Source organism: Rhizobium sp. CBN3 (assembly GCF_030518245.1).
In the GTDB taxonomy this organism is placed as follows: Bacteria; Pseudomonadota; Alphaproteobacteria; order Rhizobiales; family Rhizobiaceae; genus Rhizobium; species Rhizobium aethiopicum_A.
In genome coordinates, this window is the sequence record NZ_JAULSE010000016.1 from 37099 (window position 1) to 59504 (window position 22406).

General features: G+C 62.2%; 21 protein-coding genes and 1 pseudogene. 15 read left to right on the plus strand and 7 right to left on the minus strand.

Features of this window, described 5'->3' with window-relative positions:
* Positions 1–63 precede the first annotated feature (63 nt).
* Positions 64–774: a FadR/GntR family transcriptional regulator gene (locus tag QWJ46_RS22135; RefSeq protein WP_184456784.1), complete on the minus strand. Its 711-nt coding sequence runs from the start codon at positions 772–774 to the stop codon at positions 64–66.
* A 132-nt stretch (positions 775–906) separates the two neighbouring features.
* Between QWJ46_RS22135 and QWJ46_RS22140 the strand changes: the two genes are divergently transcribed.
* From QWJ46_RS22140 to QWJ46_RS22160, 5 genes are read left to right on the plus strand one after another with little or no spacing between them, the layout of a single operon-like run.
* Positions 907–2502: an ABC transporter substrate-binding protein gene (locus QWJ46_RS22140; protein WP_302753905.1), complete on the plus strand. Its 1596-nt coding sequence runs from the start codon at positions 907–909 to the stop codon at positions 2500–2502.
* A gap of 20 nt (positions 2503–2522) precedes the next feature.
* Positions 2523–3548: an ABC transporter permease gene (locus tag QWJ46_RS22145; RefSeq protein ID WP_184456780.1), complete on the plus strand. Its 1026-nt coding sequence runs from the start codon at positions 2523–2525 to the stop codon at positions 3546–3548.
* A 14-nt stretch (positions 3549–3562) separates the two neighbouring features.
* The gene (locus QWJ46_RS22150) at positions 3563–4465 is read left to right on the plus strand and encodes an ABC transporter permease (RefSeq protein WP_302754042.1); all 903 of its coding nucleotides are present in this window, start codon (positions 3563–3565) and stop codon (positions 4463–4465) included.
* A 1-nt stretch (position 4466) separates the two neighbouring features.
* Positions 4467–5312, plus strand: coding sequence for an ABC transporter ATP-binding protein (locus QWJ46_RS22155; RefSeq protein WP_302754043.1), 846 nt, complete (start codon positions 4467–4469; stop codon positions 5310–5312).
* Positions 5309–6052, plus strand: a complete 744-nt coding sequence (locus QWJ46_RS22160) for an ABC transporter ATP-binding protein (protein ID WP_302753908.1) — start codon at positions 5309–5311, stop codon at positions 6050–6052. Before QWJ46_RS22155 ends, QWJ46_RS22160 begins: the two co-directional genes overlap by 4 nt.
* A gap of 23 nt (positions 6053–6075) precedes the next feature.
* On the opposite strand, the gene QWJ46_RS22165 is transcribed toward QWJ46_RS22160, so the two are convergent.
* Together QWJ46_RS22165 and QWJ46_RS22170 are read right to left on the minus strand one after the other, a co-directional pair.
* Positions 6076–6606 carry an NADPH-dependent FMN reductase gene (locus tag QWJ46_RS22165; protein ID WP_302753910.1) on the minus strand — a complete coding sequence of 177 codons (531 nt, stop codon included), beginning with the start codon at positions 6604–6606 and terminating at the stop codon, positions 6076–6078.
* Positions 6607–6619: 13 nt separating this feature from the next.
* Complete coding sequence (locus QWJ46_RS22170) at positions 6620–7684, minus strand: LacI family DNA-binding transcriptional regulator (RefSeq protein ID WP_302753912.1); 1065 nt, start codon at positions 7682–7684, stop codon at positions 6620–6622.
* A gap of 183 nt (positions 7685–7867) precedes the next feature.
* Between QWJ46_RS22170 and QWJ46_RS22175 the strand changes: the two genes are divergently transcribed.
* The 5 genes from QWJ46_RS22175 (at position 7868) to QWJ46_RS22195 (ending at position 14907) form a co-directional block, all read left to right on the plus strand.
* Entirely contained in the window at positions 7868–10387 is a 2520-nt protein-coding gene (locus QWJ46_RS22175) for a hypothetical protein (RefSeq protein ID WP_302753913.1), read from the plus strand.
* Between the two features lie 67 nt (positions 10388–10454).
* Positions 10455–11714 carry an ABC transporter substrate-binding protein gene (locus QWJ46_RS22180; protein WP_184456754.1) on the plus strand — a complete coding sequence of 420 codons (1260 nt, stop codon included), beginning with the start codon at positions 10455–10457 and terminating at the stop codon, positions 11712–11714.
* Between the two features lie 11 nt (positions 11715–11725).
* Positions 11726–12763 (plus strand): carbohydrate ABC transporter permease, encoded by a 1038-nt coding sequence (locus QWJ46_RS22185; protein WP_184456752.1) that lies wholly within the window; start codon positions 11726–11728, stop codon positions 12761–12763.
* Complete coding sequence (locus QWJ46_RS22190; protein WP_184456750.1) at positions 12760–13809, plus strand: carbohydrate ABC transporter permease; 1050 nt, start codon at positions 12760–12762, stop codon at positions 13807–13809. Before QWJ46_RS22185 ends, QWJ46_RS22190 begins: the two co-directional genes overlap by 4 nt.
* Positions 13810–13827: 18 nt before the next feature.
* Positions 13828–14907: an ABC transporter ATP-binding protein gene (locus QWJ46_RS22195; protein ID WP_302753915.1), complete on the plus strand. Its 1080-nt coding sequence runs from the start codon at positions 13828–13830 to the stop codon at positions 14905–14907.
* 57 nt (positions 14908–14964) lie between these two features.
* Here QWJ46_RS22195 and QWJ46_RS22200 read toward each other — a convergent pair whose 3' ends face one another.
* Positions 14965–15147, minus strand: a complete 183-nt coding sequence (locus QWJ46_RS22200; protein WP_004673791.1) for a hypothetical protein — start codon at positions 15145–15147, stop codon at positions 14965–14967.
* 379 nt (positions 15148–15526) lie between these two features.
* On the opposite strand from QWJ46_RS22200, the gene QWJ46_RS22205 reads away from it, so the two are divergent.
* The 5 genes from QWJ46_RS22205 to QWJ46_RS22225 all read left to right on the plus strand — a co-directional run bounded on the left by QWJ46_RS22205 (position 15527) and on the right by QWJ46_RS22225 (position 19547).
* Positions 15527–15736, plus strand: coding sequence for a hypothetical protein (locus QWJ46_RS22205; RefSeq protein ID WP_064708964.1), 210 nt, complete (start codon positions 15527–15529; stop codon positions 15734–15736).
* Positions 15737–15745: 9 nt separating this feature from the next.
* On the plus strand, positions 15746–16120 hold the full coding sequence (locus QWJ46_RS22210) for a GFA family protein (RefSeq protein WP_302753925.1): 375 nt from the start codon (positions 15746–15748) through the stop codon (positions 16118–16120).
* A 213-nt stretch (positions 16121–16333) separates the two neighbouring features.
* Positions 16334–17626, plus strand: coding sequence for an efflux RND transporter periplasmic adaptor subunit (locus QWJ46_RS22215; RefSeq protein ID WP_302753927.1), 1293 nt, complete (start codon positions 16334–16336; stop codon positions 17624–17626).
* A gap of 12 nt (positions 17627–17638) precedes the next feature.
* Positions 17639–18355 carry an ABC transporter ATP-binding protein gene (locus QWJ46_RS22220; RefSeq protein WP_302753929.1) on the plus strand — a complete coding sequence of 239 codons (717 nt, stop codon included), beginning with the start codon at positions 17639–17641 and terminating at the stop codon, positions 18353–18355.
* Positions 18345–19547, plus strand: coding sequence for an ABC transporter permease (locus tag QWJ46_RS22225; protein WP_302753930.1), 1203 nt, complete (start codon positions 18345–18347; stop codon positions 19545–19547). The genes QWJ46_RS22220 and QWJ46_RS22225 overlap by 11 nt, the downstream gene beginning before the upstream one ends.
* A 123-nt stretch (positions 19548–19670) precedes the next feature.
* Here QWJ46_RS22225 and QWJ46_RS22230 read toward each other — a convergent pair whose 3' ends face one another.
* The 3 genes and pseudogenes from QWJ46_RS22230 to QWJ46_RS22240 all read right to left on the minus strand — a co-directional run bounded on the left by QWJ46_RS22230 (position 19671) and on the right by QWJ46_RS22240 (position 22406).
* Entirely contained in the window at positions 19671–20897 is a 1227-nt protein-coding gene (locus QWJ46_RS22230) for a MalY/PatB family protein (RefSeq protein WP_302753931.1), read from the minus strand.
* A gap of 58 nt (positions 20898–20955) precedes the next feature.
* Positions 20956–21215: pseudogene (locus QWJ46_RS22235) on the minus strand (amino acid ABC transporter ATP-binding protein); the annotation flags it as partial.
* Positions 21216–21266: 51 nt separating this feature from the next.
* Positions 21267–22406, minus strand: coding sequence for an amino acid ABC transporter permease (locus QWJ46_RS22240; protein ID WP_302753932.1), 1140 nt, complete (start codon positions 22404–22406; stop codon positions 21267–21269).

A 22406-nucleotide genomic window follows, 5' to 3' on the forward strand; every position in this document is an offset into this window, starting at 1 on the left:
AGAGACCTCTCCAGATTCAACAATGTCATATGACATAATATGAATTTTTGAGGGTGTCGAGCCCTATTGCTGTTCGGCGAGCATCCGATAACGACGTTGGCTCGCCATCAGATGCGCGCGCATCGCCTGGCGGGCACGGTCGGGGTCCTGATCGGCGATCGCCGCCAGGATGTCCACATGTTCGGCATAGACCTTCTGCAGATACTCGCGGTCATTGGCCTCCGGCAGCGTCGGAAACTGCCCGCGGGGAATGGCGCGCGGGCCGAAATGACGGAGAACATCGACATAGAACCGGTTGTTGGTGGCCGCGGCGATCGCCATGTGAAAGGCATAATCCGCCTCGACGGTCTGCTGTCCCGTCTCGATCAGTTGCGCCATTCTTCGGTTTGCCTCGCGGATCGCCGCTTCTTGCTCAGCCGTGCGGCGATAAGCGGCAATCGCTGCCGCTTCACCCTCGGTAGCCATGCGAAACTCCAGCAATTCCAAGGTTTCCGGAATGCTTTTGATTTCCACCGGCGTCAGCGACATGACCGAATGAACCTTCGGATCCGCGACGAACACGCCTTTGCCCTGGATTGGCCGGACAAAACCCGCAGCCCTTAAATCCGCGATGGCCTCGCGCACCACGGTGCGGCTGACGCCGAAGGTCGATTCGAGCTGCGGCTCGGTCGGCAGCTGGTCGCCGACGCGCAATTTCCCCGTCTCGATTTGCGCGCGCAATTGATCGATGACCTGCTGCGCCAGTCTTTGCCGACCACGGCCAAGTGTCGTCATTCTCGTTTCCCCAGTTCCTTTGCCTCACGTCTTCCGCACGGGTCTTGCAAATCAAATCGGACTTCGATAGATCATAATACGACATACGGACGACATAATATGTCTCTTATAGTAATCCAGGGAGGAGTTACAATGAAGCATTTTTCGAAAGGCATGTTCGTCAGCGCCGTTATCGGCGCGCTGATGATCGCTGCGCCGCTCTCGCACGCCGCCACCCCTAGGGATCAGCTGGTGATCGGGACGTCACTGGCGCAGGTCCTGTCGCTCGATCCGCATCAGGCGACCGAGGGCAAGGCCGTCGAGATCATGTCGAACCTCTACGACCGCCTGGTCAACAGCACGCCGGATGGCAAGATCGTGCCGCAGCTGGCCGAAAGCTGGAAGGTCGACGACAAGGGCATCACCTTCACGCTGCGCCAGGCCAATTTCGCCTCCGGCAATCCGGTGACGGCGAAGGACGTCGTCTATTCGATCGGGCGGCTTCTGAAGCTCGACCAGGCTGCTGCGGCAAACCTCAAGCGCGTCGGCTACGACAAGACCAATGTCGACAAGCTCGTCACGGCAGTCGACGACAAGACCGTGCGCATCGACTTTTCCGGCCAGGTGACGGCCGAGATGCTGCTCTACCGGCTCGCGGCATCGACCACCAGCATTGTCGACAGCGTCGAAGTGCAGAAGCATGTCGCAGACAACGACTGGGGAAATGCCTGGATGCGCACGCACTCGGCCGGCTCCGGTCCGTTCACCCTGAACCGCTGGTCTCCCAACGAGCTGGTGATCCTGGATGCCAACAAGGATTATGTGGCCGGCGCGCCAAAGATGAAGCGCGTCATCGTCCGGCATGTTCCGGAAAGCCAGGTCGAGCGGCTGATGCTCGAACGCGGCGACATCGACATCGCCAGCGCCATGACCGCCGCCGATCTTGCCACCTTCAAGGACAAGCAGGGCTTTACCATCCAGCGCATTCCGACAGGCGGCTTCTACGTGCTGTCGATGAATGCCGGCAATCAGTACCTGTCCAATCCGAAGGTGCGCGAGGCGATTGCCTATGGCATCGATTATAAGGGCATCGAGAAGACGATCATGGGTCCCTACGGGCGGGCGAGAAACGTTCCGGTTCCGGAGAATTTCGAATCTGCGATCCCGAACCCCGACTGGCATCTCGACGTCGAAAAGTCCAAGCAGTTGTTGGCCGAAGCAGGGTTCAAGGACGGCTTCTCGCTGACTCTGAAGACGATCGCCCAGACGCCGCGCATCGATCTTGCCACGGCCATCCAGGCATCGCTTGCCCAGGTCGGCATCAAGGTCGACATCCAGCAGGGCAACGGCTCGGAAATCATCGCCGCCCATCGCGCCAGGGATTTCGATCTGCTGATCCCGCAGACCAGCGCCTACATGCCGAACGTGCTCGGCTCGATGGAGCAGTTCTCCTCCAATCCCGACAACTCGAAGGAAGCCAACAATGCCGGCAATTTCGTCTGGCGCTCGGCCTGGGACATCCCGGAGCTGACGGCTCTGACGGCCAAGGCATCGATGGAACCGGACGCCAAGAAGCGCGGCGAGCTCTATGTCGAAATGCAGAAGATGTTCGTGGAACAGAAGCCGGCGGTGCTGCCGATGTTCGAGCGCTTCGAGCCGATCGTCCTTTCGAGCAAGGTGCAAGGATATGTAGGGCATCCGACCCAGCTGACGCGTCTCGAGAACGTCACGAAGTCTGAAGCTCAGTAATACTCCCGAGGCAGCCGATCATGAAGGAACTCTCTGTAGCCGAATTTGGCCGACGCCTGGCGCATCTGCTCGTCAGCCTGTTCATCCTCCTCTGTGTGACCTTCGTGATCGGCCGCGTCCTGCCCACCGACCCCGTCGGCGCGATCGTCGGCGAACTCGCCGATCCTGCCGCCTATGCGGCGATGCGGACGCGTCTGGGGCTCGATCTGCCGATCTATCAGCAGTTCTTCCTCTATCTGAACGGGCTCGCCCATGGTGATTTCGGCACGGCCGTGCTCACCGGCAATCCTGTCTCCTCGGACCTCGCTCAGGCTTTTCCGGCGACGTTCGAACTGGCCACACTTGCCGTGATCATTTCGACCTTCGTCGGCGTCCCGCTCGGCCTGGTCGCGGCGCTGTTTCGCGACAGCCTGATCGACAAGGTCGCCCGCGTGGTCGCCCTCGTCGGTCATTCGATCCCGGTGTTCTGGTTCGGCATCGTCGGCCTCGTCATCTTCTATGCCGGCCTGAACTGGGTCGGCGGGCCAGGCAGGATCGATGTCTTTTACGAAGGTCTCGTCACCCCGCAGACCGGGCTGCTGTTGGTCGACAGCCTCCTGCAGGGCGAGACGGAAATCTTCTGGAATGCCCTCGGCCATATCATCCTTCCGGCCATCATCCTCGCCTATGCCGCGATGGCCTACATCACCCGCATGACCCGTAGCTTCACCCTCGAGCAGTTGAGCCAGGATTACGTCATTGCGGCCCGCGCCAAGGGTGTGAGCCCCTTCGGCACGATCTGGCGCCATGTCCTGCCGAACATCGCCGTGCAGTTGATCACCATCCTGGCCATTTCCTATGGCGGATTGCTCGAAGGCGCCGTCGTGACCGAGATCGTCTTTTCCTGGCCGGGCATCGGCCAATACATGACGAATGCGCTGATGATCGGCGACATGAACGCCATCGTGGCCGGCACCATCATTGTGGGATTCATTTTCATGCTGTTGAACTTCCTCGCCGACGTCGCCTACGCCATATTTGATCCGCGCATGCGGGAGGCGGCGTGATGAGCCCCAGCCCGATGAGCAACGTTATCCGCAGCGAGATCCGGATTCGTCCGCCGAGCGTGCCGAGCCGTATGGCGGCGTCGTTTGCCCGTGCCGGCCGCAAGCTGGCTGCCGAGCCGCTCGGCCTTGCCGGCTTCGTCATCCTCGGCCTGCTTTGCCTGATCGCGATCTTCGCGCCGTTATTGGCGCCTTATGACCCGGTCATCCAATCGCTTGGCGACACCCTGCAGCCGCCGAGCCTGGCGCATCCGGCCGGCACCGACGAGTTCGGCCGCGACATTCTGAGCCGTCTGATCTTCGGCACGCGCATCACCATTCAGACCGTGCTGTCGATCTCCCTCATCGTCGGGCCGATCGGCCTGTTGATCGGCGTCGTCGCCGGCTTCTTCGGCGGGCGCACCGATGCGCTCTTGATGCGCGCCACCGATATCGTTCTGTCCTTCCCGTCGCTGATCCTGGCGCTCGCCTTTGCGGCAGCACTCGGCGCCGGCCTGACCACAGCCATCATCGCGATCTCACTCACCGCCTGGCCACCGATCGCCCGGCTGGCGCGCGCCGAGGCTCTGGTCGTCAGAAATGCCGACTATGTGGTCGCCGCCCGCCTTTACGGCGCCTCGCCAATCCGCATTCTTCTTCTCTATATCGCGCCCATGTGCGTGCCGTCGGTCATCGTGCGCCTGACGCTCAACATGGCGGGCATCATCCTGACGGCGGCCTCGCTCGGCTTTCTCGGCCTTGGCGCCCAGCCGCCTGCGCCGGAATGGGGTGCGATGATTTCCAACGGCCGCAAGTTCATGCTCGATTACTGGTGGGTCGCCGTCATGCCCGGTATCGCAATCCTGCTGACCAGCCTTGCCTTCAACATCGCCGGAGATGCTCTGCGCGACATTCTGGATCCCCGCCATGCCAGATCTTGAAATGAAAGATCATGATTTTCAGCCCGTTCTGTCCGTCAAGGAGTTGAGCGTTCGCTTCGGGCGAGGGGCCGTGCCCGCCGTCTCTAATGTCAGTTTCGATGTCGGGCGCGAACGTGTCGGCATCGTCGGAGAATCCGGTTCCGGCAAATCGACGACCGGTCGCGCCATCATGCGTCTGCTGCCGCCGGCCGCGGTCGTCACCGCCGAACGTCTGGATCTCGGCGGCGATCCGTTGCTGTCGAAGAGCGAGCGGCAGATGGGCGCGCTTCGCGGCAAAGATATCGCGTTGATCATGCAGGATCCGCGCTATTCGCTGAACCCGGTGCTCTCGATCGGCAAACAGATCGCCGAAGCCGCACGCCTTCACCTCGGTCTTGGCAAGAGCCAGGCGTTGGATGCAGCCCGCGCCATGCTGGAGCGGGTGCGCATCACCGATCCCGAGCGGGTCATGGCGCTTTATCCCCACCAGATCTCGGGCGGCATGGGCCAGCGCGTGATGATCGCCATGATGCTGCTGGCGCGGCCGAAGCTCGTCATCGCCGACGAACCGACCTCGGCGCTCGATGTCAGCGTTCGCAAGGACGTGCTGCTGCTGCTCGATGAGTTGGTGCGTGAAAACAATTCGGGCCTGCTCCTGATCAGCCACGACATCCGCATGGTGGCGGCCTTCTGCGAGCGTATCATCGTCATGTATGCCGGACGGATCATCGAAACCCTGACCAGTCTCGAAGAGGCCCGTCATCCCTATACGCGCGGTCTGATAGCAGCGCTGCCCGATCCGAAAAACCCGGTTCGCCGGCTTGCCGTTCTCGATAGGGCGAAACTCGATCTGGAGGCGGCGCAATGATCACTGTCCGTGACCTCGATGTTGTCTTCACCTCGGGCAAATCAAGCAACCATGTCGTCAAGGGCATCAGTTTTCAGGTGGGCCAGGGCGAGACGCTTGGCATTGTCGGCGAATCCGGCTGCGGCAAATCGACGGTGCTGCGCTGCCTCGCCGGCATGGAGGCCGGTTGGACCGGTCAGATCGAGCTGCGCGGCAAGCCGATCGGCAAGAAGCGCTCCCGCGAGGAACTGACCTCAGCCCAGATGGTGTTTCAGGATCCTTACGGATCCCTGCATCCGCGCCACCGCATCGGCACCGCGCTTGCCGAACCGTTGCGCGCCATGCGCCATTACGACATCTGGTCGAAGGTCGAAAGGGCGTTGATCCAGGTGGGCCTGCCGGCAAGCTTCGCCAACCGTTTCCCGCACGAACTTTCCGGCGGCCAGCGGCAGCGCGTGGCGATCGCCCGGGCGCTGATCCTGTCGCCGCCGATCCTGCTGCTCGATGAGCCGACCTCGGCGCTCGACGTCTCCGTCCAGGCCGAAATCCTCAACCTGCTTGCCGATCAGCGCGAGGAGAAGGGGTTGACCTATCTGCTCGTCAGCCACGACCTCGCGGTCATCGCCCATATGTGCGACCGGGTGCTGATCATGAAGAACGGCGGCGTCGTCGACGAACTCACAAAGGCGGATCTGCAAGTCGGCACGACGCATGATGCCTATGCGCAGGAGCTGTTCGAGGCGAGCTTCATGGAGGCTTGACGGGATCGTTGCGCAGCCGGGCCTCAGGCTGGACTGCAATAGCGTGCGAAAGCCTCCAGGAAATGGCGCATCTCCTCCTGATGCCGGGGCGCGGAAAGATGCTCGGCAATTTCTTCCGGGGAAAGCTTCATCAGATGGAAGCGAAGGAAGAGCTGCTCGTTGAAGCGCTCGCTCAGCGTGGCGAGAACGGTGCGAAGCTGCTGCAGCATGTCATCGCCGCGATGCGAGGCGTGCGCAAGCACGATCGGTTTGCCGATCACTTCGTTGCGGGAGACGAGCCAGTCGATGGCGTTCTTCAGCCCGCCGGGGATTGACCTGATATATTCGGGACTCGCCAGGATCAGTCCATCCGCATCCGCGATCGCCTTTGCAAGAGCCGCCACTTCGGAAGGAGGCTCGGGAAGTTCGAGATCGGGCGAGAAGACCGGGAGCTCGCCAACACGATCATAGACCGAGAGCATATGCGCCGGCCCGGCAGCCGACTGGAGGGCATATAGCATGGCCGTATTGGTCGAGGCTCTGCGGGCGCTTCCGGATATCGCCAGAAATTTCATGACCGGCCTAACCTCATGTGATTGGCTTGATGTGATCCGCGGCAACCGGATGGCGGACGGCTGCGACGCTGCCTCTTTCGACGACATGGCATGCAAGCTCGACACGGCGGCGCGGCAAGGCAAGGCCGAGCATCATGTCGCGCAACAGATCGAGCGCGGTGGCGCCGAGTTCGCGCATCGGGATGTGCACCGTCGACAGCGGCGGATTGAGAAAGGCCGATTGCGGCAGGTCGTCTATGCCCATGACGGAGACATCCTGCGGCACGGCATAACCCATCGCCTGCAATCCGCGCACGGCGCCGTTGGCGAGACTGTCGCCCGCCGTCAGAACGGCGGTGAAGCAAAGGCCCTTGTCGCCGACGAGATGTGTGATCGCCTCGGCGCCGAGTTCCGGCAACCAGTCGTCGACCTCGAGCACCAGGTCGGCATCGGCCGTCAGCCCATGATGCTGCAGCGCGTCGCGCCAGCCCTCCAGGCGCCGCTCGATCGTCCGCCGTCCCGGCCGCAGCATGAACAGAATGCGTTGATGCCCGGCCTCGATCAACCGCTCGGCAGCGATGAAAGCGGCCGATCGGTTGCAGGGCGTCACGCTCGAAAGCCGCATATAGGGATCGTCGCTGTTGACGAGCACGACGGGCTTCCCGAGATCGGCGGCCGCCGCCAGCATGTCCTCCTCGTCGACCGTCAGGATCAGCATGCCGCCGAAACTTGCATCATTGCGCATCTCGGCGAGGACGCGGGTTTCATCGGCCTTGTCGGCGACCGGGCGCATCGCCATTTCGATGCCGAGGGCGGACGCGCGCACGTTCAATCCCTCGAGCACGTGGAACGTAAACTGGTTGCGGACATAGTCGATCATCGCCGCGCCGGAGGCGACGAGCATGACCTTCTTGCCGGCGACACTCGCCGGCAGCGCGTAGCTGACAGCGCTCGCCGTTTCCAGCACCAGCTTGCGGATCTCGGGCCTGACGCCCTTTTCGCCGGCGAGCGCGCGCGACACCGTGCTGATCGAAACGCCGCAGCGGGCGGCGATGTCGTCGAGGCGTGTGCGCCTGCCCTTTTTCTGCTCCGCGGTCATCACATCTCCTCGCTCCCTCGTGAAGTATGCAAAAATCTTTCAGATTGCGCAAATGGAATGGCTATGCACAATTGAGGTGTCAGCGACAGGCGGCAGAGCAGGGAGGCTTTGAAGATGCGGTTTGACGGCAAGTCCATGCGTCGGCATTTTGCCCGGCGTGTTAAAGCTCAAGCGGGCTGAAGCATGGCCGCCGAAGAGTCTTATCTCCGCCGCAAGACCGCGAAACAAGGCCCGATCGTCTACTGGCAGCTCGGCCATCTCTCGCAGGCGCGCTACGACGTCGCCGATCGGTCGATGGAAGGCAAGATGGATCCGTTTTTCTTCGTCACCAAGACGAAGAATTTCATCCCGCATGAATATCCCTGCCGCACCGAATTCAAGGCATCCTTTTCCGGCCGAAGACCGCAGCCGGCGACCGAATTCGAGGCCGTCCGCTGGTGGCTTCCCTTTTCATCGCCGCGCGTCGATCTCTCCGGCTTCTGGTTTCGTCCGACGCGCATCGGCTGCTGGGCGCGCACCTTCCTCGATGCGCAGTCGGCGGGACCAGCCACGCTGCGCCTGACGACCTGCGGTGGCGCCGTCCTCTTCGTCAATGAGGCCGAGCAGGGCTTCATGGCGCCTTACCAGCGCAATCTGGAAGCCCAGCAGATTTTCGAGGTCGAGCTTTCCAAGGGTCTCAACGAGATCCGCGTTTATTTCGACGATCTCGCCGAACGCGACGCCCGCTTCTATTTCCAGCTGGATTATTTCGAAGGGCCGGAGGTCGAAACATCGGTGCCTGTTCCGATCGCTGCCAGTGAGGCGGACGGGCTGGAGGCAATCCTCGAAGGCATGCGCTTCGATCGCACCGCCTATCTCGGCGAAAACGTGACGATCCTGTTTCCCGCGCCGCTGCCGGTGGCGCTGAGCTGTCATGTCGAGATCGAAGGCGACTTCATGTCGGTCGAGCGCTTCGATTATGAATTCGCGCTGGAAGCGGGGGCGACGAAGCTGGAACTCGGCCCCTCGGCTGATATGCCCGCCGATTTCCGCCATTTCCGCATCACGTTCAAAACAGGCAAACTTTCGCTCGGCCGCACGCTCGGCGTCGAGATCTGCCATCCCCAGCGCCAGGGGCTAGCGCCCGCCGCGCTCGAGGCTCGCGTCGCAGAGGCGCTTGCCGAGGTCGCCGCCCATTCCGAGCCCGATACCGTTTGCGCCTTCGCGCGCTTGGCTTTGGGGCAGGGCGGCGAGGACACCGAGGCGATGATTTCGGCGATGCTGCCTGTTATCGAGGATTGTCACGACTGCGCCGATTTCGTGCTGGTGCCGCTGCTGTTTGCCTATACGCGCTGGAGGAATCTGCTGTCGCAGGATCTGCGGCAGAGAATCGAGCGCGCCGTTCTCAGCTATCGCTACTGGATGGACGAGCCCGGCAATGACGTTCAGTGGTATTTTTCGGAAAATCACGCGCTGCTCTTCCACACCGCCGCCTATCTCGGCGGAAGGCTGTTCCCCGATGCCGTCTTCGTCCGTTCCGGCCGCACCGGCGCCGAGCAGATGAGGGTCGGCGAAGAGCGGGTCCGCGCCTGGCTCGATCATTTCGAGCGCTGGGAAATGGCCGAATGGAATTCCGTTCCCTATTTCCCGATCGACCTCAAAGGGCTGACGGCGCTTGCTGCCTGCGCCCCGGATGAAGCTATCCGCAACCGCGCCAATGCCAGCATCGTCCGCCTGATGGAAATTGTCGCCCGCTCGGCCCATCACGGCATGCTGACCGGCAGCCAGGGCCGCTCCTACGAACACACGCTGCGCCCCGGCCGCTCGGTCGAGTTGTCGGCCATCGCCCGGCTGCTCTGGGGCCGCGGCTGGTACGGCCGGCGCGTCCATGCGCTGCCGCAGCTTGCCGTCTGCATCCGCGATCACGGGCTGCGTTTCCCGGAAGCGCTGGCGACGATCGCCGCGCATGACACCGACGACGCGCAGGAATGGACCTTTTCCCAGGGCGAGAACCGTTTTGCCGCCCTCTACCACTATAAGACCCGCGATACCGCGCTCGGCACCATCGCCCATTATCGCCCCGGCGCCTGGGGTTATCAGGAGACGGTGCTGCATCTGCGTTTGGGCGAGCGGCCGGAAGCGCAGATCTGGATCAACCATCCCGGCGAAACCATCCAGTTCGGCTACGGCCGGCCCAGTTTCTGGGGCGGCTGCGGAACGCTGCCGCGCGTCCATCAATATCGTGACCTCGCCATTCTCGATTTCGACATCCACGAGGGCCAGCCGGATTTCACCCATGCCTGGTTTCCGCTCGAAGCCTTCGACGAGACGGCGGTCGGCAGCAATCTGGCGCTTGCCCGTTCCGGCAACGGTCTGGCGATGCTGATCGGTAGCGGACCGCTCGAACCGGTGAAACACGGCCCGACGACGGATGTCGAGCTGCGCCTGGCCGGCCGCAACGGCCGCTGGATCGTCCGCCTCTCCGATCTCGGGCGAGAGGACGGCCTCGACGGCATGCGGGCGCGTTTCGCCACGCTTGCCGCCCGCCGCGTCAATGAGGGCGCCTTGATCATCGACGACCCAGACTATGGTCAGGTCGTCTTCGAAGAGGACGGTACCGTGCGCGCCGAAGGCCGTATTCTCAAGCCGTCGGACTGGTCAGTACGGGGAGACGCGGTACATCTTGAGATAGCGGGCAGGCAGCAGCGGCGCGCTGCCTCTTAAATGATATGTCCGGACAGGTGGAGGACCTGGCCGGATGCAGAAGTTCATCGGTCAAGAGGAGGAGACTATGACCAGAATGAAATCGATCGGCGCGGCTTTTGCTGCGGTTCTCTTGAGTTCCGTCGCCGCCCACGCCGGCGACGTGCGCATCATGTGGTATTCCGACGGCGGCGAAGGCGAGGTGATCAAGGATCTGCTGGCGCGTTTCTCCAAGGCCAATCCCGATGTCAACGTCATCCTCGATGAAGTCTCCTATGACGTCGTCAAGGAACAGCTGCCGGTGCAGCTGGAAGCCGGGAAGGGGCCCGATATCGCCCGCGTCACCAATCTGAAGGCGCAAGCGCAGCACTGGCTCGATCTCCGCCCGCTTCTCGCCGATGCGAAATATTGGGACGAGAATTTCGGCGCCCAGGCCGATTGGATGCGTCCCGACGGCTCGAACGCCATCACCGGCTTCATGACGCAGCTGACGCTCACCGGCGGCTTCGTCAACAAGACGCTGTTCGAGCAAGCCGGCGTCGAAATTCCCGGCCCGAAAGCCACCTGGGACGATTGGGCAGCGGCGGCCAGGAAGGTCGCCGACAGCCAGAAGGTCTTCGCCATGGCGATCGACCGCTCGGGCCACCGCGTCTCCGGCCCCAATATCTCCTATGGCGCCAACTATATCGCCGCCGACGGCAAGCCGGCGCCGATCGATCAGGGCGCCAAGGAATTCCTCAGCCGCTTCGTCAAATGGAACGAGGACGGCACCGTCAACAAGGACGTCTGGGTAAGCGCCGCCGGCAGTACCTATCGCGCTGCCGCCGAAGACTTCATCAATGGCGGTCTTGCCTATTATTATTCCGGCAGCTGGCAGGTTTCGGGCTTCGCGCAGAAGATCGGCGACAGTTTCGACTGGATCATGGCCGGGAGCCCCTGCGGCACGGTGGCCTGCACCGGCATGCAGGGTGGCGCCGGTCTCGTCGCCGTCAAATACACCAAGAACCCGAAGGACGTCGCCAAGGTGATGGACTACCTGGCAAGCGCCGACGTGCAGAAGGAATTTGCCGAGCGCAGCCTGTTCATTCCGGCGCATAAGGGCGTAGCCGCCGGCCAGGTGGACTTCAAGACCGATAATCCGCATGTGAAGGCGGCGCTGAAGGCCTTCGTCGAATCGGCCGGCCAGACAGCCGCTCCGGCGATGAAGCTGCCGGGCTGGAAGTGGTCGGACGCCTATTACAGCGCCATCGTTGCCCGTATCAGCCAGGTGATCGCCGGCGAAATGAAGCTCGACGACGCCTATGCCCGCATCGACGAGGACATCAAGGCCAAGGTCGGCGGCAACTGACGGAAGAGCGGATGACGGACGGGACAGTTTCTTCCGAACCGCCGGCGAAAGCCGGTCTGCGGCAGGCGCTCCTTGCGCCTGTCAGGCTCGCCATGGGGATCGTCGATATCCCGATGCGCGCCTGGCAGAAGCTGACGGGGCTGAATGGCATGGCGGGCGTCTTTCTGGCGCCCAACATGCTGATCTTTTCCATCTTCGTGCTCCTGCCGCTGGTCATCAACTTCATCTATTCGACGACGAGCGGCGGCGCCATTTTCCTGCCGAACAGGACCTATGTCGGCGCCGAGCAGTACCGCATCCTCTTTGATTGCCGCTCCTATCTCGACCCCTCGACTTGTGCTGCCGACACCTTCTGGGCCGCCGTGCGCAACACCGCCGTCTTCGTCGTCTTCCAGGTCTCGGCAATGCTGGTCGCGGCACTCGCAACGGCTTTGATCCTCAACCGCGAGCTTTCCAATCGCGGCTTCTGGCGCGCCGTCTTCTTCTTTCCGGTGCTGCTGTCCCCCGTGGTCGTTGGCCTGATCTGGAAATGGATCCTGCAGCGTGAAGGCCTGTTGAACTATGCGCTGAGCCCTTTCGGCTTCGAACCCTTCTCCTGGCTCAGCGATCGTTTCTGGGCCTTCTTCTTCGCCGTCTTCGTGTCGGTCTGGGCGCATATGGGCTTTTACGCGCTGATCCTGCTCGCCGGCCTGCAGGCGATCCCGAGGGATCTCTATGAGGCGGCGGCGATGGACAAGGCCAGCCCCACCCGTGTCTTCCGGCGCATCACCCTGCCGCTCTTAATGCCGAACCTCATCGTCGTCCTGGTTCTGGCGCTGATCCGCGCCGTGCAGATCTTCGACGAGGTTTTCGTGCTCACCGGCGGCGGGCCCGGCACCAGCACCATGTACATTACCCAGTTTATTTACGAGACCGGCTTTGCCAGTTCGCTGCGCAATCCCGGCCTGGCCTCGGCCGCCTCGATCCTGATGGGCATCGTGCTCGTCATCCTGACGCTGGTTCAGCTCGCCGCAAGCAGCCGCAACGAGAAGAAGGGCAAACGTCTATGAGCGCCGTCGCCACCTTCCTGCTTCGCCGCCGCGGCCGCGGCTGGCACTGGACCGACGTCGTCACCTGGATCTGGCTGATCTCAGGCGTCATCCTGATGTTCGGCCCGGCCATCTGGCTGGTCTTCTCCTCCTTCAAGACGCCGGCGGCGCTCGCCGAGTTCCCGCCGTCCGTCCTGCCCTATGTCACCGAGCAGGCCGTGGTGCCGGGCTACGACAAGCCTTTGCCGCTCTATAATGTGACGATGCCGGATGGCAGCACCCACGTGCTCGCCGAAGTCCGCCGCATCGGCATCATGGGTCAGATGGTCGATCCGAAACAGCCTGGCGAAATCGTCAAGGTCAACATCAAGGACCGCACGCCGGTCCGTGAGGTCGAATTCGCCGCGAATAACTACACCGAGCCTTTCCAGCGCTTCGACTTCTTCCTGTTCCTGCGCAACTCCGTCTTCGTAACGGTCGTGGCGACGGCCATTACCCTGCTCGTCAATTCCATGGCCGCCTTCGCGCTGTCGAAATACCAGTTTCCCGGCCGCACCGCCGTCATGCTGATGATCCTAGCGACGCTGATGGTGCCGCTCTCGGTGATCGTCGTGCCGCTCTATTCGGTCATCGGCAGCTTGAACCTCTTCGACAGCCTCTGGGGCGTCATCCTGCCGACTGTCGCCACGCCGACGGGCGTTTTCCTATTGCGCCAATACATGCTGACGATCCCCGATGAACTGATCGATGCGGCGCGCATGGACAAGGCCAGCGAATGGCAGATCTACTGGCGCATCATCCTGCCGCTGTCGGCCCCGGCGCTGGCGGTGCTGGCGATCTTCTCGGTGGTCTGGCGCTGGAACGACTTCCTCTGGCCGCTGATCGTGCTGTCGCGCAAGGAACTCTACACGCTGCAGGTCGGCCTCAATGTCTATGCCGGCGAGCTCAATGTGCAGTGGCACTATATTCTCGCCATGACCGTCGTCTCGATGATCCCCGTCGTGCTGATCTTCGTCTTCCTGCAGCGCTTCATCACGACTGGTATCGCCGGCTCGGGGCTGAAATAATATGAAACAGGAGAGTGCATGAGCGGACTCGAGCTCAGGAACATCGTCAAGAATTTCGGCGCCGTCGAGGTCATCCGCGATGTCTCGCTTGAGGTGAATGACGGCGAGTTCGTCGCTTTCGTCGGCCCGTCCGGGTGTGGAAAATCGACTTTGCTGCGCCTGATCGCCGGTCTCGACAAGCCCACCGGCGGCAGTATCGCCATCGACGGCAAGGACGTCACCGCAATCGGTGCGGCCGACCGCGGCCTTGCCATGGTCTTCCAGTCCTATGCTCTTTATCCGCATATGAGCGTGCGCGAAAACCTTGCCTTCGGCTTGGAGAACACCAAGGTGGCCAAGGCCGAGATCGAAGCGCGCATCGCTGACGCCGCCCGCATGCTGGAGATCGAGCCTTTCTTGCAGCGCCGCCCCGGGCAGCTCTCCGGCGGCCAGCGCCAGCGCGTCGCGATCGGCCGCGCCATCGTGCGCCGGCCGGATGCCTTCCTGCTCGACGAGCCGCTCTCCAATCTCGATGCCGAGCTTCGGGTGAGCATGCGCGCCGAACTCGCCGCCCTGCATGCCCGCCTGAAGGCAACGATGATCTACGTTACCCACGATCAGGTCGAGGCGATGACGCTCGCAAACCGAATCGTCGTGCTGAGAGGCGGCAGGATCGAACAAGTTGGGACGCCGCTGGAACTCTACAACAAACCGGCCAACCGCTTCGTCGCCGGCTTTATCGGCGCGCCGCACATGAATTTTCTGGAAGCCTCGATCGTCGGCCACGATGGCAGTTTCACGCAAGTCGAAACCGTCGGCGGCCATCGTCTTTCCGTCCTTGCCAGGGAGGCGCGCCCGGCGGGCGAGAGCGTCAGCATCGGCATCCGGCCACAGCACATCAGCCTCGCCGATGCCGCCGCCGCAGGCAGGCTGGACACGCGGATCACCCTTGTCGAAGAGCTGGGTTCTGAAACCGTCGTCCACACCGAAACCGCCGGCAAGAGGTTGATCGCCGTCTTTGCCGGCCAGCAGCAGATGAAATCGGGAGACAGCCTGCCGCTCCATCTCGACCCCGCTGTGCTGCACCTCTTCGGTGAGGACGGCCGGCGTTTGTCTTGAAACAAAAAGCCCGCGCCGGAATGGAGGGCGCGGGCCGAGTTTCATGTCATGAAAGCCTTAGTGGCTGTTCTTGTGGCTTTGTTGACCAGCCTTTACATGCTGCTCATGGCTGCCGCCGCGGGTTCCGCTGGACTGCGCGTCGCGACCGCCTGAAGAGGCGCTGCGGGTATTGGAGTCATTCTTGTGACTCTGCTGCCCAGCCTTGACGTGCTGTTCGTGGGTTCCACCTTGGTTTGCCATTCGGTTTCTCCTTGGTTTTGAACTGAGGCCACGTCGACCTCGAGTTCACAACCTCGCTCCGGCGCATGCGTTCCGCATTTTAATATTTCGTGATCTCGCCGGAGAGAGGAGGATGAGGAAGCGGACCGGGCGGGTAGGGAGCTCGCCTGCCATTTCGTTGGCCACCGGGAGAAAGCGGAAAAATCCCGATGTTCTCTAGCGCCGCCGCGTCCGCTTGGCGCGGCCCGCAGCCTCGCCTCGAAAACCGTCTCTCGGCAAAAAGGTTCCAGGAAAATCAGCACGCATCCGCTCCGGTTGATGGCACTGCCGAGGCCGCTCGACTCTTTTCAAATAGATGGGCCGCTCTAACTTACAGGGAAGCTGAGGAAAGGAGAAAACCATGACCGACGCACCGAAAACGGCGACCCCGGCGCGAAGAGTGTTGCGTGGCCGCCCCTACAGCATGAGCGAATTTGCCAGAAAATACCGGTTGGACGACAAGGAGGCCAAGCGCCTCTATGACAAGTTTGGCCCCTCCGCCACCGAGCTCGACCTGTTGATGGCGGCAAAGCGCCGTCCGCCGCGGCTCCCCACCAAGCTCGACTCCTGACGGCCGTCCATGAGGATCAGAACGGGAAGCTGCCTTTGCGGAGCGGTCGCCTATCGAGTGGAAGGCGAGCCGCTTCGCGTCGGCCTCTGCCACTGCGCCGATTGCCGCAAATCGAGTGGTTCCGCCTTCGTCTTCTTCGCGCTCTGGTCTCGCTCGGCTTTCTCCCATAGCGGCGAAATTGCCACTTTCGCCGGCCGCAGCTTCTGTCCCACCTGCGGCAGCAGGCTTTTCTGCCTTCAGGAGGCGACGGCGGAAATCCGCCTCGGCTCGCTCGATAGCCCGCCGACAGATCTTGAGCCGAGCTATGAAGTCTGGATCAAGCGGCGCGAAGCGTGGCTGCATCCGCTGCCAGGTGCCGGGCAACATGCCGAGGATGCCGATTGACCGTCGGCAATTGCTGCCCGTCGGGAGCGCGAAAGCGCTGCAGATTTTTGCGCGATAAGCGCCGCCGTGCGGAAACTTGAGTTTTCTTACCAATATTTCATTTCACCTGTCCGCGATTCCGTGCCAGTTCGGCGGCAACGCTAATTCCCGGTTCATCTGCGGTGTGATTATTTCATTGCAGGCCGATGCGGCCACTGACTGATCGAGGATGACATGAACAAGATCGTAAGCGGCGACGAAACCGGAGCAAAGGCCGGCACGACGCCCGACCTCGCAGCGGTTCTTGCCGCGTCGGCAAGGCAGAATAAGCGGGGCCGTTGGCGCGGGCGTCTGCTCGTTCTGCTGATCATCCTCGCTGCCGCCGCTGCCGGCGCTTACCTATACATCGGCCGCGGGCAAAGCGAGGTGAGCTACACCACGCTGCCGGCAAAACGCGGCGACCTGACGGTGCTTGTCACCGCCACGGGTTCGGTGCAGCCGACCGAGCAGGTGGACATATCGAGCGAACTTTCCGGCACCGTCCGCGACGTCAATGTCGATTATAACAGCACTATCAAGGCCGGCGATGTGCTGGCGCTGCTTGATACCAACAAGCTCGAGGCGGATGTGAAGAGCTCGCGCGCCAAGGTCAATTCGGCCAAGGCGAATGTCGCCAAGGCCAATGCCGATCTCGAATCGGCGAGCACCTCGCTCGAGCGGCTGAAGAGCCTGGTCAGGAGCAATGTCTCCACGCAGCAGAGCCTCGACGACGCCACCTACAAATATGATTCCGCCGTCGCGGCCAAACAGATCAACGAAGCCGAGGTGCTGGCCGCGGAGGCCGATCTGCAGCTTGCCGAGGTCAATCTCGCCAAGGCAAAGATCGTCTCGCCGATCGACGGCGTGATTCTCACCCGTTCCGTCAATCCGGGCGCCACCGTCGCCGCCTCGCTTTCGGCGCCCATTCTCTTCACCATCGCCGGCGATCTGAAGAAGATGGAGCTGCAGGTCGATGTCGACGAGGCCGATGTCGGCAAGATCACCGTCGGCCAGAAGGCGAAGTTTACCGTCGATGCCTATCCCGACCGGTCGTTCCCCGCCGAGATCGAGCAGATCCGCTTCGCCTCCGAAGTGGTCAACAACGTCGTGACCTATAAGGCGGTGCTCTCGGTCGACAATGCCGACCTGCTGCTGCGCCCCGGCATGACCGCGACCGCCGACATCACCGTCGAGGCCGTCAAGGATACGCTGATGGTGCCGAACGCCGCCTTGCGTTATGCCCCGCCGCAGGCGGAACGGCGCGGCCGCGGCATTCTCGGGATCTTCGGGCCGCCACGCCGGCGCGGCGGCGATTCCGGTCAGGCACTGACCGGAGCGCAGCGCCGCGTCTGGGTGCTGCGCAACGGCCGCGCCGCGCCCGTCGTCATTCAAGTCGGTTCGTCCGACGGCCAGTTCACCCAGGTGGTCTCCGGCCAACTCAAGGAAAACGATGCATTGGTGACCGACGCCACGGTGCGGACGAATTAGGCGGAGAGCCGGATGACAAACCCGCCGCTCATCGAATTCAGGAAGGTCTCGAAAATCTATGGCGAGGGCGAGGCGGCGATCCGCGCGCTCGACCATGTCGATCTTGCGATCGATGCCCATGAATTCGTCGCGATCATGGGGCCGTCAGGCTCCGGAAAATCGACGGCCATGAACATTCTCGGTTGCCTCGACGTGCCGACATCGGGCGATTACATCTTCCAGGGCATTCCGACCAGCGGCTTCGACCGCAGCCAGCTGACGCTGTTGCGCCGCCACATGCTAGGCTTCGTCTTCCAGGGCTTCAACCTCCTGTCGCGCACCTCCGCGGCCGAGAATGTCGAACTGCCGCTGATCTATCGCGGCATGGGGGTGCGGGAGCGGCGCGAACGCGCGCGCGAGGCGCTGGCGCTGGTCGGCCTGTCCGGCCGCGAACATCACAAGACGCAGGAGCTGTCAGGCGGTCAGCAGCAGCGCGTCGCCATCGCCCGCGCCATCGTCACCGAGCCGGCGCTGCTGCTCGCCGACGAGCCGACGGGCAATCTCGATACGAAGACCAGCGTCGAAATCATGGATCTGATGACGCGGTTGAACCGCGAGCAGGGCATCACCATCGTCATGGTCACGCACGAGCCTGATATCGCCGCCTATGCCGGGCGGCTGCTGCGCTTCGTCGACGGCAAGCTGGAGACGGAGCTGGAGCATCGCAGGAGGGCGGATCATGTTCTTTGAGACGCTGAAACTCGCGCTGCGCGCCATCAGCCGCAACATGCTACGTTCTTTCCTGACTGTGCTCGGCGTCGTCATCGGCGTTGCGGCCGTCATCGCGCTGGTGACAATCGGCAACGGTACGACCGCCCAGGTCTCGACCGAACTGTCGCGGCTCGGCACCAATATGCTGTTTGTTCGTCCCGGCCAGTTCGGCCCCGGCCGGGCGAGTTCCGAAGCGAAACGCTTCAGCGTCAAGGATGTCGCCGCCATCCGCGATCAGATCGGCGGCTTGAGGGCGGTAGCGCCGCTCAACCAGTCGACGGCGACGGTGATTTTTGGCGGCCAGAACCATTCGACCAGCGTCTCCGGCACCACCAACGATTATTTCGTCGCGCAGGACTGGAACCTGGCGCTCGGCCGCAATTTCACCCCCGCCGAAGAGCGCGGCCAGTCCCGCTGCATCATCGGCGAGACGGTCCGCTCGCAGCTCTTCGGCGCCGGCGATCCGCTCGGCCAGCAGATCCGCGTCGGCAAGGTTTCGTGCCCGGTCATCGGGGTGCTCGCCAGGCGCGGCCAGTCCGGCATGGGCACCGACCAGGACGACGTGGTCATCATGCCGGTCAAGGTGTTCCAGCGGCGTATCAGCGGCAACAGCAACGTGCCGCAGATCATCATTTCGGCGCGGGACGGTGTGTCCACGGCCAAGGTGCAGGCCGACGTCGAAAATCTGCTGCGTGAGCGCCGCAAGATCATTCCCGGCCGGCAGGACGATTTCAACGTCAACGATATGACGCAGATCGCCGAGGCGATGACCGGCACGACGACGCTCCTGACTGGCCTGCTCGGCGCCGTCGCCGCCATCAGCCTGCTCGTCGGCGGCATCGGCATCATGAACATCATGCTGGTCTCCGTCACCGAGCGAACCCGCGAAATCGGCATCCGTCTGGCGATCGGCGCGCTCGAAAACCAGGTGCTCACCCAGTTCCTCGTCGAGGCGGTGGCCCTCTCACTCTTCGGCGGCATCACCGGCATCGTGCTCGGCCTGAGCCTCAGTCTGGTGGCGGTCACCCTCCTGAAAGTGCCGTTCGTCTTCAGCCCGATGATGGTCGCCGTCGCTTTCCTCTTCTCCGCCGCGATCGGCATGATCTTCGGCTATTTTCCGGCGAGACGGGCAGCACAGCTCAATCCGATCGAGGCGTTGCGGCACGAGTGAAAGAAGTCGCCGGCATTGGTAATTGCAACTAGCGGCTGCGCCTTCGCCGCAGGTTCGACAGCCGGGCGATCACAAGCACACGGCCATTGATCAGAGCCGGGACAATGCCGGGTGATTGCGCAGCTACAGCGACGCGAGGGCGCTTGCCATGCGTGCCAGCGCTCCTTCGAGGACTGAGCGCGGACAGCCGACATTTAATCGGATGAACCCTTCTCCACCCGGCCCATAGACGCGTCCGTCGTAAAGGTTGACCCCCGCCTGTTCGACAAAGAATCGATGGACGCCTTCCACCTTTGCATCCAACTCTCGCGCGTCGAGCCAAATCAAATATGATGCATCCGGTCGCATAGGCGTGATGCCGGGGAGATCGCTCGCCGCTCTGCGCGATACGAGATCGACATTGTCGCGAACGTAGCGTGTAAGGCTGTCGAGCCACTGATCGCCGGAGCTATAGGCGACTTCAAGAGCCAGCCGCCCGAAATAGTTGGCGTTCAGCATGAACGATGCTTGCATGACCTGGAACAGCTCCTCGCGGCGTTCCGGGTCGGCGACGGACAGGGTAGCCGCAGGCACACCGGCGAGGTTGAATGTCTTGGTCGGTGCTGTGCAGATGAAGGATTTTGCCGCCGCGGCATCGCCGATCGAGGAGAATACGATATGAGGCCGGTCGTTCAGTCGAATATCGCAATGAATTTCGTCGGAGATCACCAGAATGCCGTAGCGCTCGCAGATGGCGTCGAGGCTGGTCAGTTCCTCGCGTGTCCAGGCCTTGCCAGCAGGGTTGTGCGGATTGCACAATAGGAGTGCGCGGGCACCATTTGCGGCTTGCCGTTCAAAATCCTCCAGGTCGAGCTCGTAGGCGCCGTCCGCAAGCCTCAGGCGATTGATGAGCAGGCGCCTGCCATTGGCACGGACAACTTGAAAATAGGGGGAATAAACCGGAGATTGAACAATGACCCCGTCACCGGGTTGCGTGAAGGTCCGCAAAATAGCAGCGACGCAGGGCATGATTGCCGGCGCTGGGAGCAGCGTCTCGATATCCACGCTCCAGCCGTGGCGGCGCTGGAACCACGACCTTACGATCTCATAGTGGCGCGGATCACGCTTCGTATAGCCATAGATTCCATGATCGACGGCCTCGCGCAGGCGTGCGATCACCGGTTCCGGCGCACGAAAGTCCATGTCGGCCGTCCAGAGCGATAGCAGGCCGCTGCCGTCGACACGGGGAGAGAACTCGTCCCATTGATTGGCCCATTTCGCGGAGCCGAATTGGCTGCGATCATGGACAATGTCAAAATTCGACTCCTCGGCGCCCAGTTTCCTGGTCGCCGGTGCACGGGACTGTGTCATCGGTCAGATTCCTAATGGTAATGTTGGCGCAAGCAGCGCATTGGAAGAGCGGGGACAATCACCTCAGAATTTGTCGCAGGAACTGCCGTGCTCGGTCGGAACGAGGACTCCGGAAGAATTCATCGGGAGTGGCCATCTCGACAATTTGACCCTGATCCAAAACACGACACGATCGGCGACCTCGCGGGCGAAACCCATTTCGTGCGTCACGCAGAGCATTGTCATGCCTTCTGTTGCGAGCGAGGTCATAGTATCGAGGACTTCCATGACCATCTCAGGATCGAGCGCCGAGGTCGGCTCGTCGAACAGCATGACCTTTTTGGCCTCGCGGTTTGGCGCGTACTTTGGATTATTCAACATCGACACTTCCTATGATTTGTGGCCGCGCGCGAGGTGACGTTCCACCGACATGGAATACCGAGACATCCCGAAGCAGAAGGCCCAGTAGACAATCGCGGCAAACAGGTAACCGGTTGACGAGATGGTGGGACCCGCCCAGGTCGGATCGACACGGGCGGTTTCGACCGCCCGCAGAAAATCTGCTATGCCGACGATTGCGACGAGCGTCGTGTCCTTGAACAGTCCGATGAATGTCGAAACGATGCCGGGAATCACAATCGTGAGCGCTTGAGGCAAGATGATGAGCCTCATCATCGCGAAGTATCCGACGCCCAGAGCCTGAGCCCCCTCATATTGCCCGTTGGGGATAGCCTGCAGCCCGGCACGAATCACTTCCGCCATGTAAGCCGCCGAGAAGAGGGCAGTGCCGATCATTGGGCGCAAAAGCCTGTCCGGCGTAAACGCCTCAGGCACAAACAAAGGCATCATGAAGTTCGCCATGAAGAGTACGGTGATAAAAGGTACGCCTCGGACAACCTCGATGTAGAAGACGCAAGCGGCCTTGATGATTGGGAGTTCGGACCGTCTGCCGAGTGCGAGAACGATACCAAGCGGCAGCGAAAACACGATTCCTACGACGGACATCAAGAGCGTGATCATCATTCCGCCCCATAGCGTGGTGTCGACGACCGGTAGACCAATCGTTTCCACTCCACGAAGCAGCGTAAACGCCACAATGGGATAAATGCCGAAAAACACCAGCGCGGCTATGTTGCGTCGCGGGGCGCTCCGCCATAGGAGCCAACCGGTCAAGGCGACGCCGATCACCTGCGTTAAGTCGACGCGCCAGCGCTCTGTCGCCGGATATGCTCCGTACCGCAGATAGTTCAGCTTAGCGCCGATAAAGGACCAACATGCGCCGTCGGGATTGGCACGACAGACTTCGCTGTCACCGCTCCACACCGCCTTTATCAGCGCAAAGCCCAGGAATTGCGAAACGAGCCACACTGCCAGCCCGGTGAAGCAGACGGTCGAAAGGCAGGAGAGAGGACTCGAAAACAGGTTCTTTCGCGCCCAAGTCACGGGGCCCGGCCGGATGTCCGGCGGAGGCGGGACGGAGGGAAGATAGTCGTATCGATATGAAGCTGTTGCATGAAGAGTGTCATTCAT

What these genes read in the sequence shown, in the direction of transcription:
- QWJ46_RS22135 (WP_184456784.1), bottom strand. Translation starts at nt 774, where the DNA reads ATGACGACACTTGGCCGTGGTCGGCAAAGACTGGCGCAGCAGGTCATC.
- QWJ46_RS22140 (WP_302753905.1), top strand. Translation starts at nt 907, where the DNA reads ATGAAGCATTTTTCGAAAGGCATGTTCGTCAGCGCCGTTATCGGCGCG.
- QWJ46_RS22145 (WP_184456780.1), top strand. Translation starts at nt 2,523, where the DNA reads ATGAAGGAACTCTCTGTAGCCGAATTTGGCCGACGCCTGGCGCATCTG.
- QWJ46_RS22150 (WP_302754042.1), top strand. Translation starts at nt 3,563, where the DNA reads ATGAGCAACGTTATCCGCAGCGAGATCCGGATTCGTCCGCCGAGCGTG.
- QWJ46_RS22155 (WP_302754043.1), top strand. Translation starts at nt 4,467, where the DNA reads ATGAAAGATCATGATTTTCAGCCCGTTCTGTCCGTCAAGGAGTTGAGC.
- QWJ46_RS22160 (WP_302753908.1), top strand. Translation starts at nt 5,309, where the DNA reads ATGATCACTGTCCGTGACCTCGATGTTGTCTTCACCTCGGGCAAATCA.
- QWJ46_RS22165 (WP_302753910.1), bottom strand. Translation starts at nt 6,606, where the DNA reads ATGAAATTTCTGGCGATATCCGGAAGCGCCCGCAGAGCCTCGACCAAT.
- QWJ46_RS22170 (WP_302753912.1), bottom strand. Translation starts at nt 7,684, where the DNA reads ATGACCGCGGAGCAGAAAAAGGGCAGGCGCACACGCCTCGACGACATC.
- QWJ46_RS22175 (WP_302753913.1), top strand. Translation starts at nt 7,868, where the DNA reads ATGGCCGCCGAAGAGTCTTATCTCCGCCGCAAGACCGCGAAACAAGGC.
- QWJ46_RS22180 (WP_184456754.1), top strand. Translation starts at nt 10,455, where the DNA reads ATGACCAGAATGAAATCGATCGGCGCGGCTTTTGCTGCGGTTCTCTTG.
- QWJ46_RS22185 (WP_184456752.1), top strand. Translation starts at nt 11,726, where the DNA reads ATGACGGACGGGACAGTTTCTTCCGAACCGCCGGCGAAAGCCGGTCTG.
- QWJ46_RS22190 (WP_184456750.1), top strand. Translation starts at nt 12,760, where the DNA reads ATGAGCGCCGTCGCCACCTTCCTGCTTCGCCGCCGCGGCCGCGGCTGG.
- QWJ46_RS22195 (WP_302753915.1), top strand. Translation starts at nt 13,828, where the DNA reads ATGAGCGGACTCGAGCTCAGGAACATCGTCAAGAATTTCGGCGCCGTC.
- QWJ46_RS22200 (WP_004673791.1), bottom strand. Translation starts at nt 15,147, where the DNA reads ATGGCAAACCAAGGTGGAACCCACGAACAGCACGTCAAGGCTGGGCAG.
- QWJ46_RS22205 (WP_064708964.1), top strand. Translation starts at nt 15,527, where the DNA reads ATGACCGACGCACCGAAAACGGCGACCCCGGCGCGAAGAGTGTTGCGT.
- QWJ46_RS22210 (WP_302753925.1), top strand. Translation starts at nt 15,746, where the DNA reads ATGAGGATCAGAACGGGAAGCTGCCTTTGCGGAGCGGTCGCCTATCGA.
- QWJ46_RS22215 (WP_302753927.1), top strand. Translation starts at nt 16,334, where the DNA reads ATGAACAAGATCGTAAGCGGCGACGAAACCGGAGCAAAGGCCGGCACG.
- QWJ46_RS22220 (WP_302753929.1), top strand. Translation starts at nt 17,639, where the DNA reads ATGACAAACCCGCCGCTCATCGAATTCAGGAAGGTCTCGAAAATCTAT.
- QWJ46_RS22225 (WP_302753930.1), top strand. Translation starts at nt 18,345, where the DNA reads ATGTTCTTTGAGACGCTGAAACTCGCGCTGCGCGCCATCAGCCGCAAC.
- QWJ46_RS22230 (WP_302753931.1), bottom strand. Translation starts at nt 20,897, where the DNA reads ATGACACAGTCCCGTGCACCGGCGACCAGGAAACTGGGCGCCGAGGAG.
- QWJ46_RS22240 (WP_302753932.1), bottom strand. Translation starts at nt 22,406, where the DNA reads ATGAATGACACTCTTCATGCAACAGCTTCATATCGATACGACTATCTT.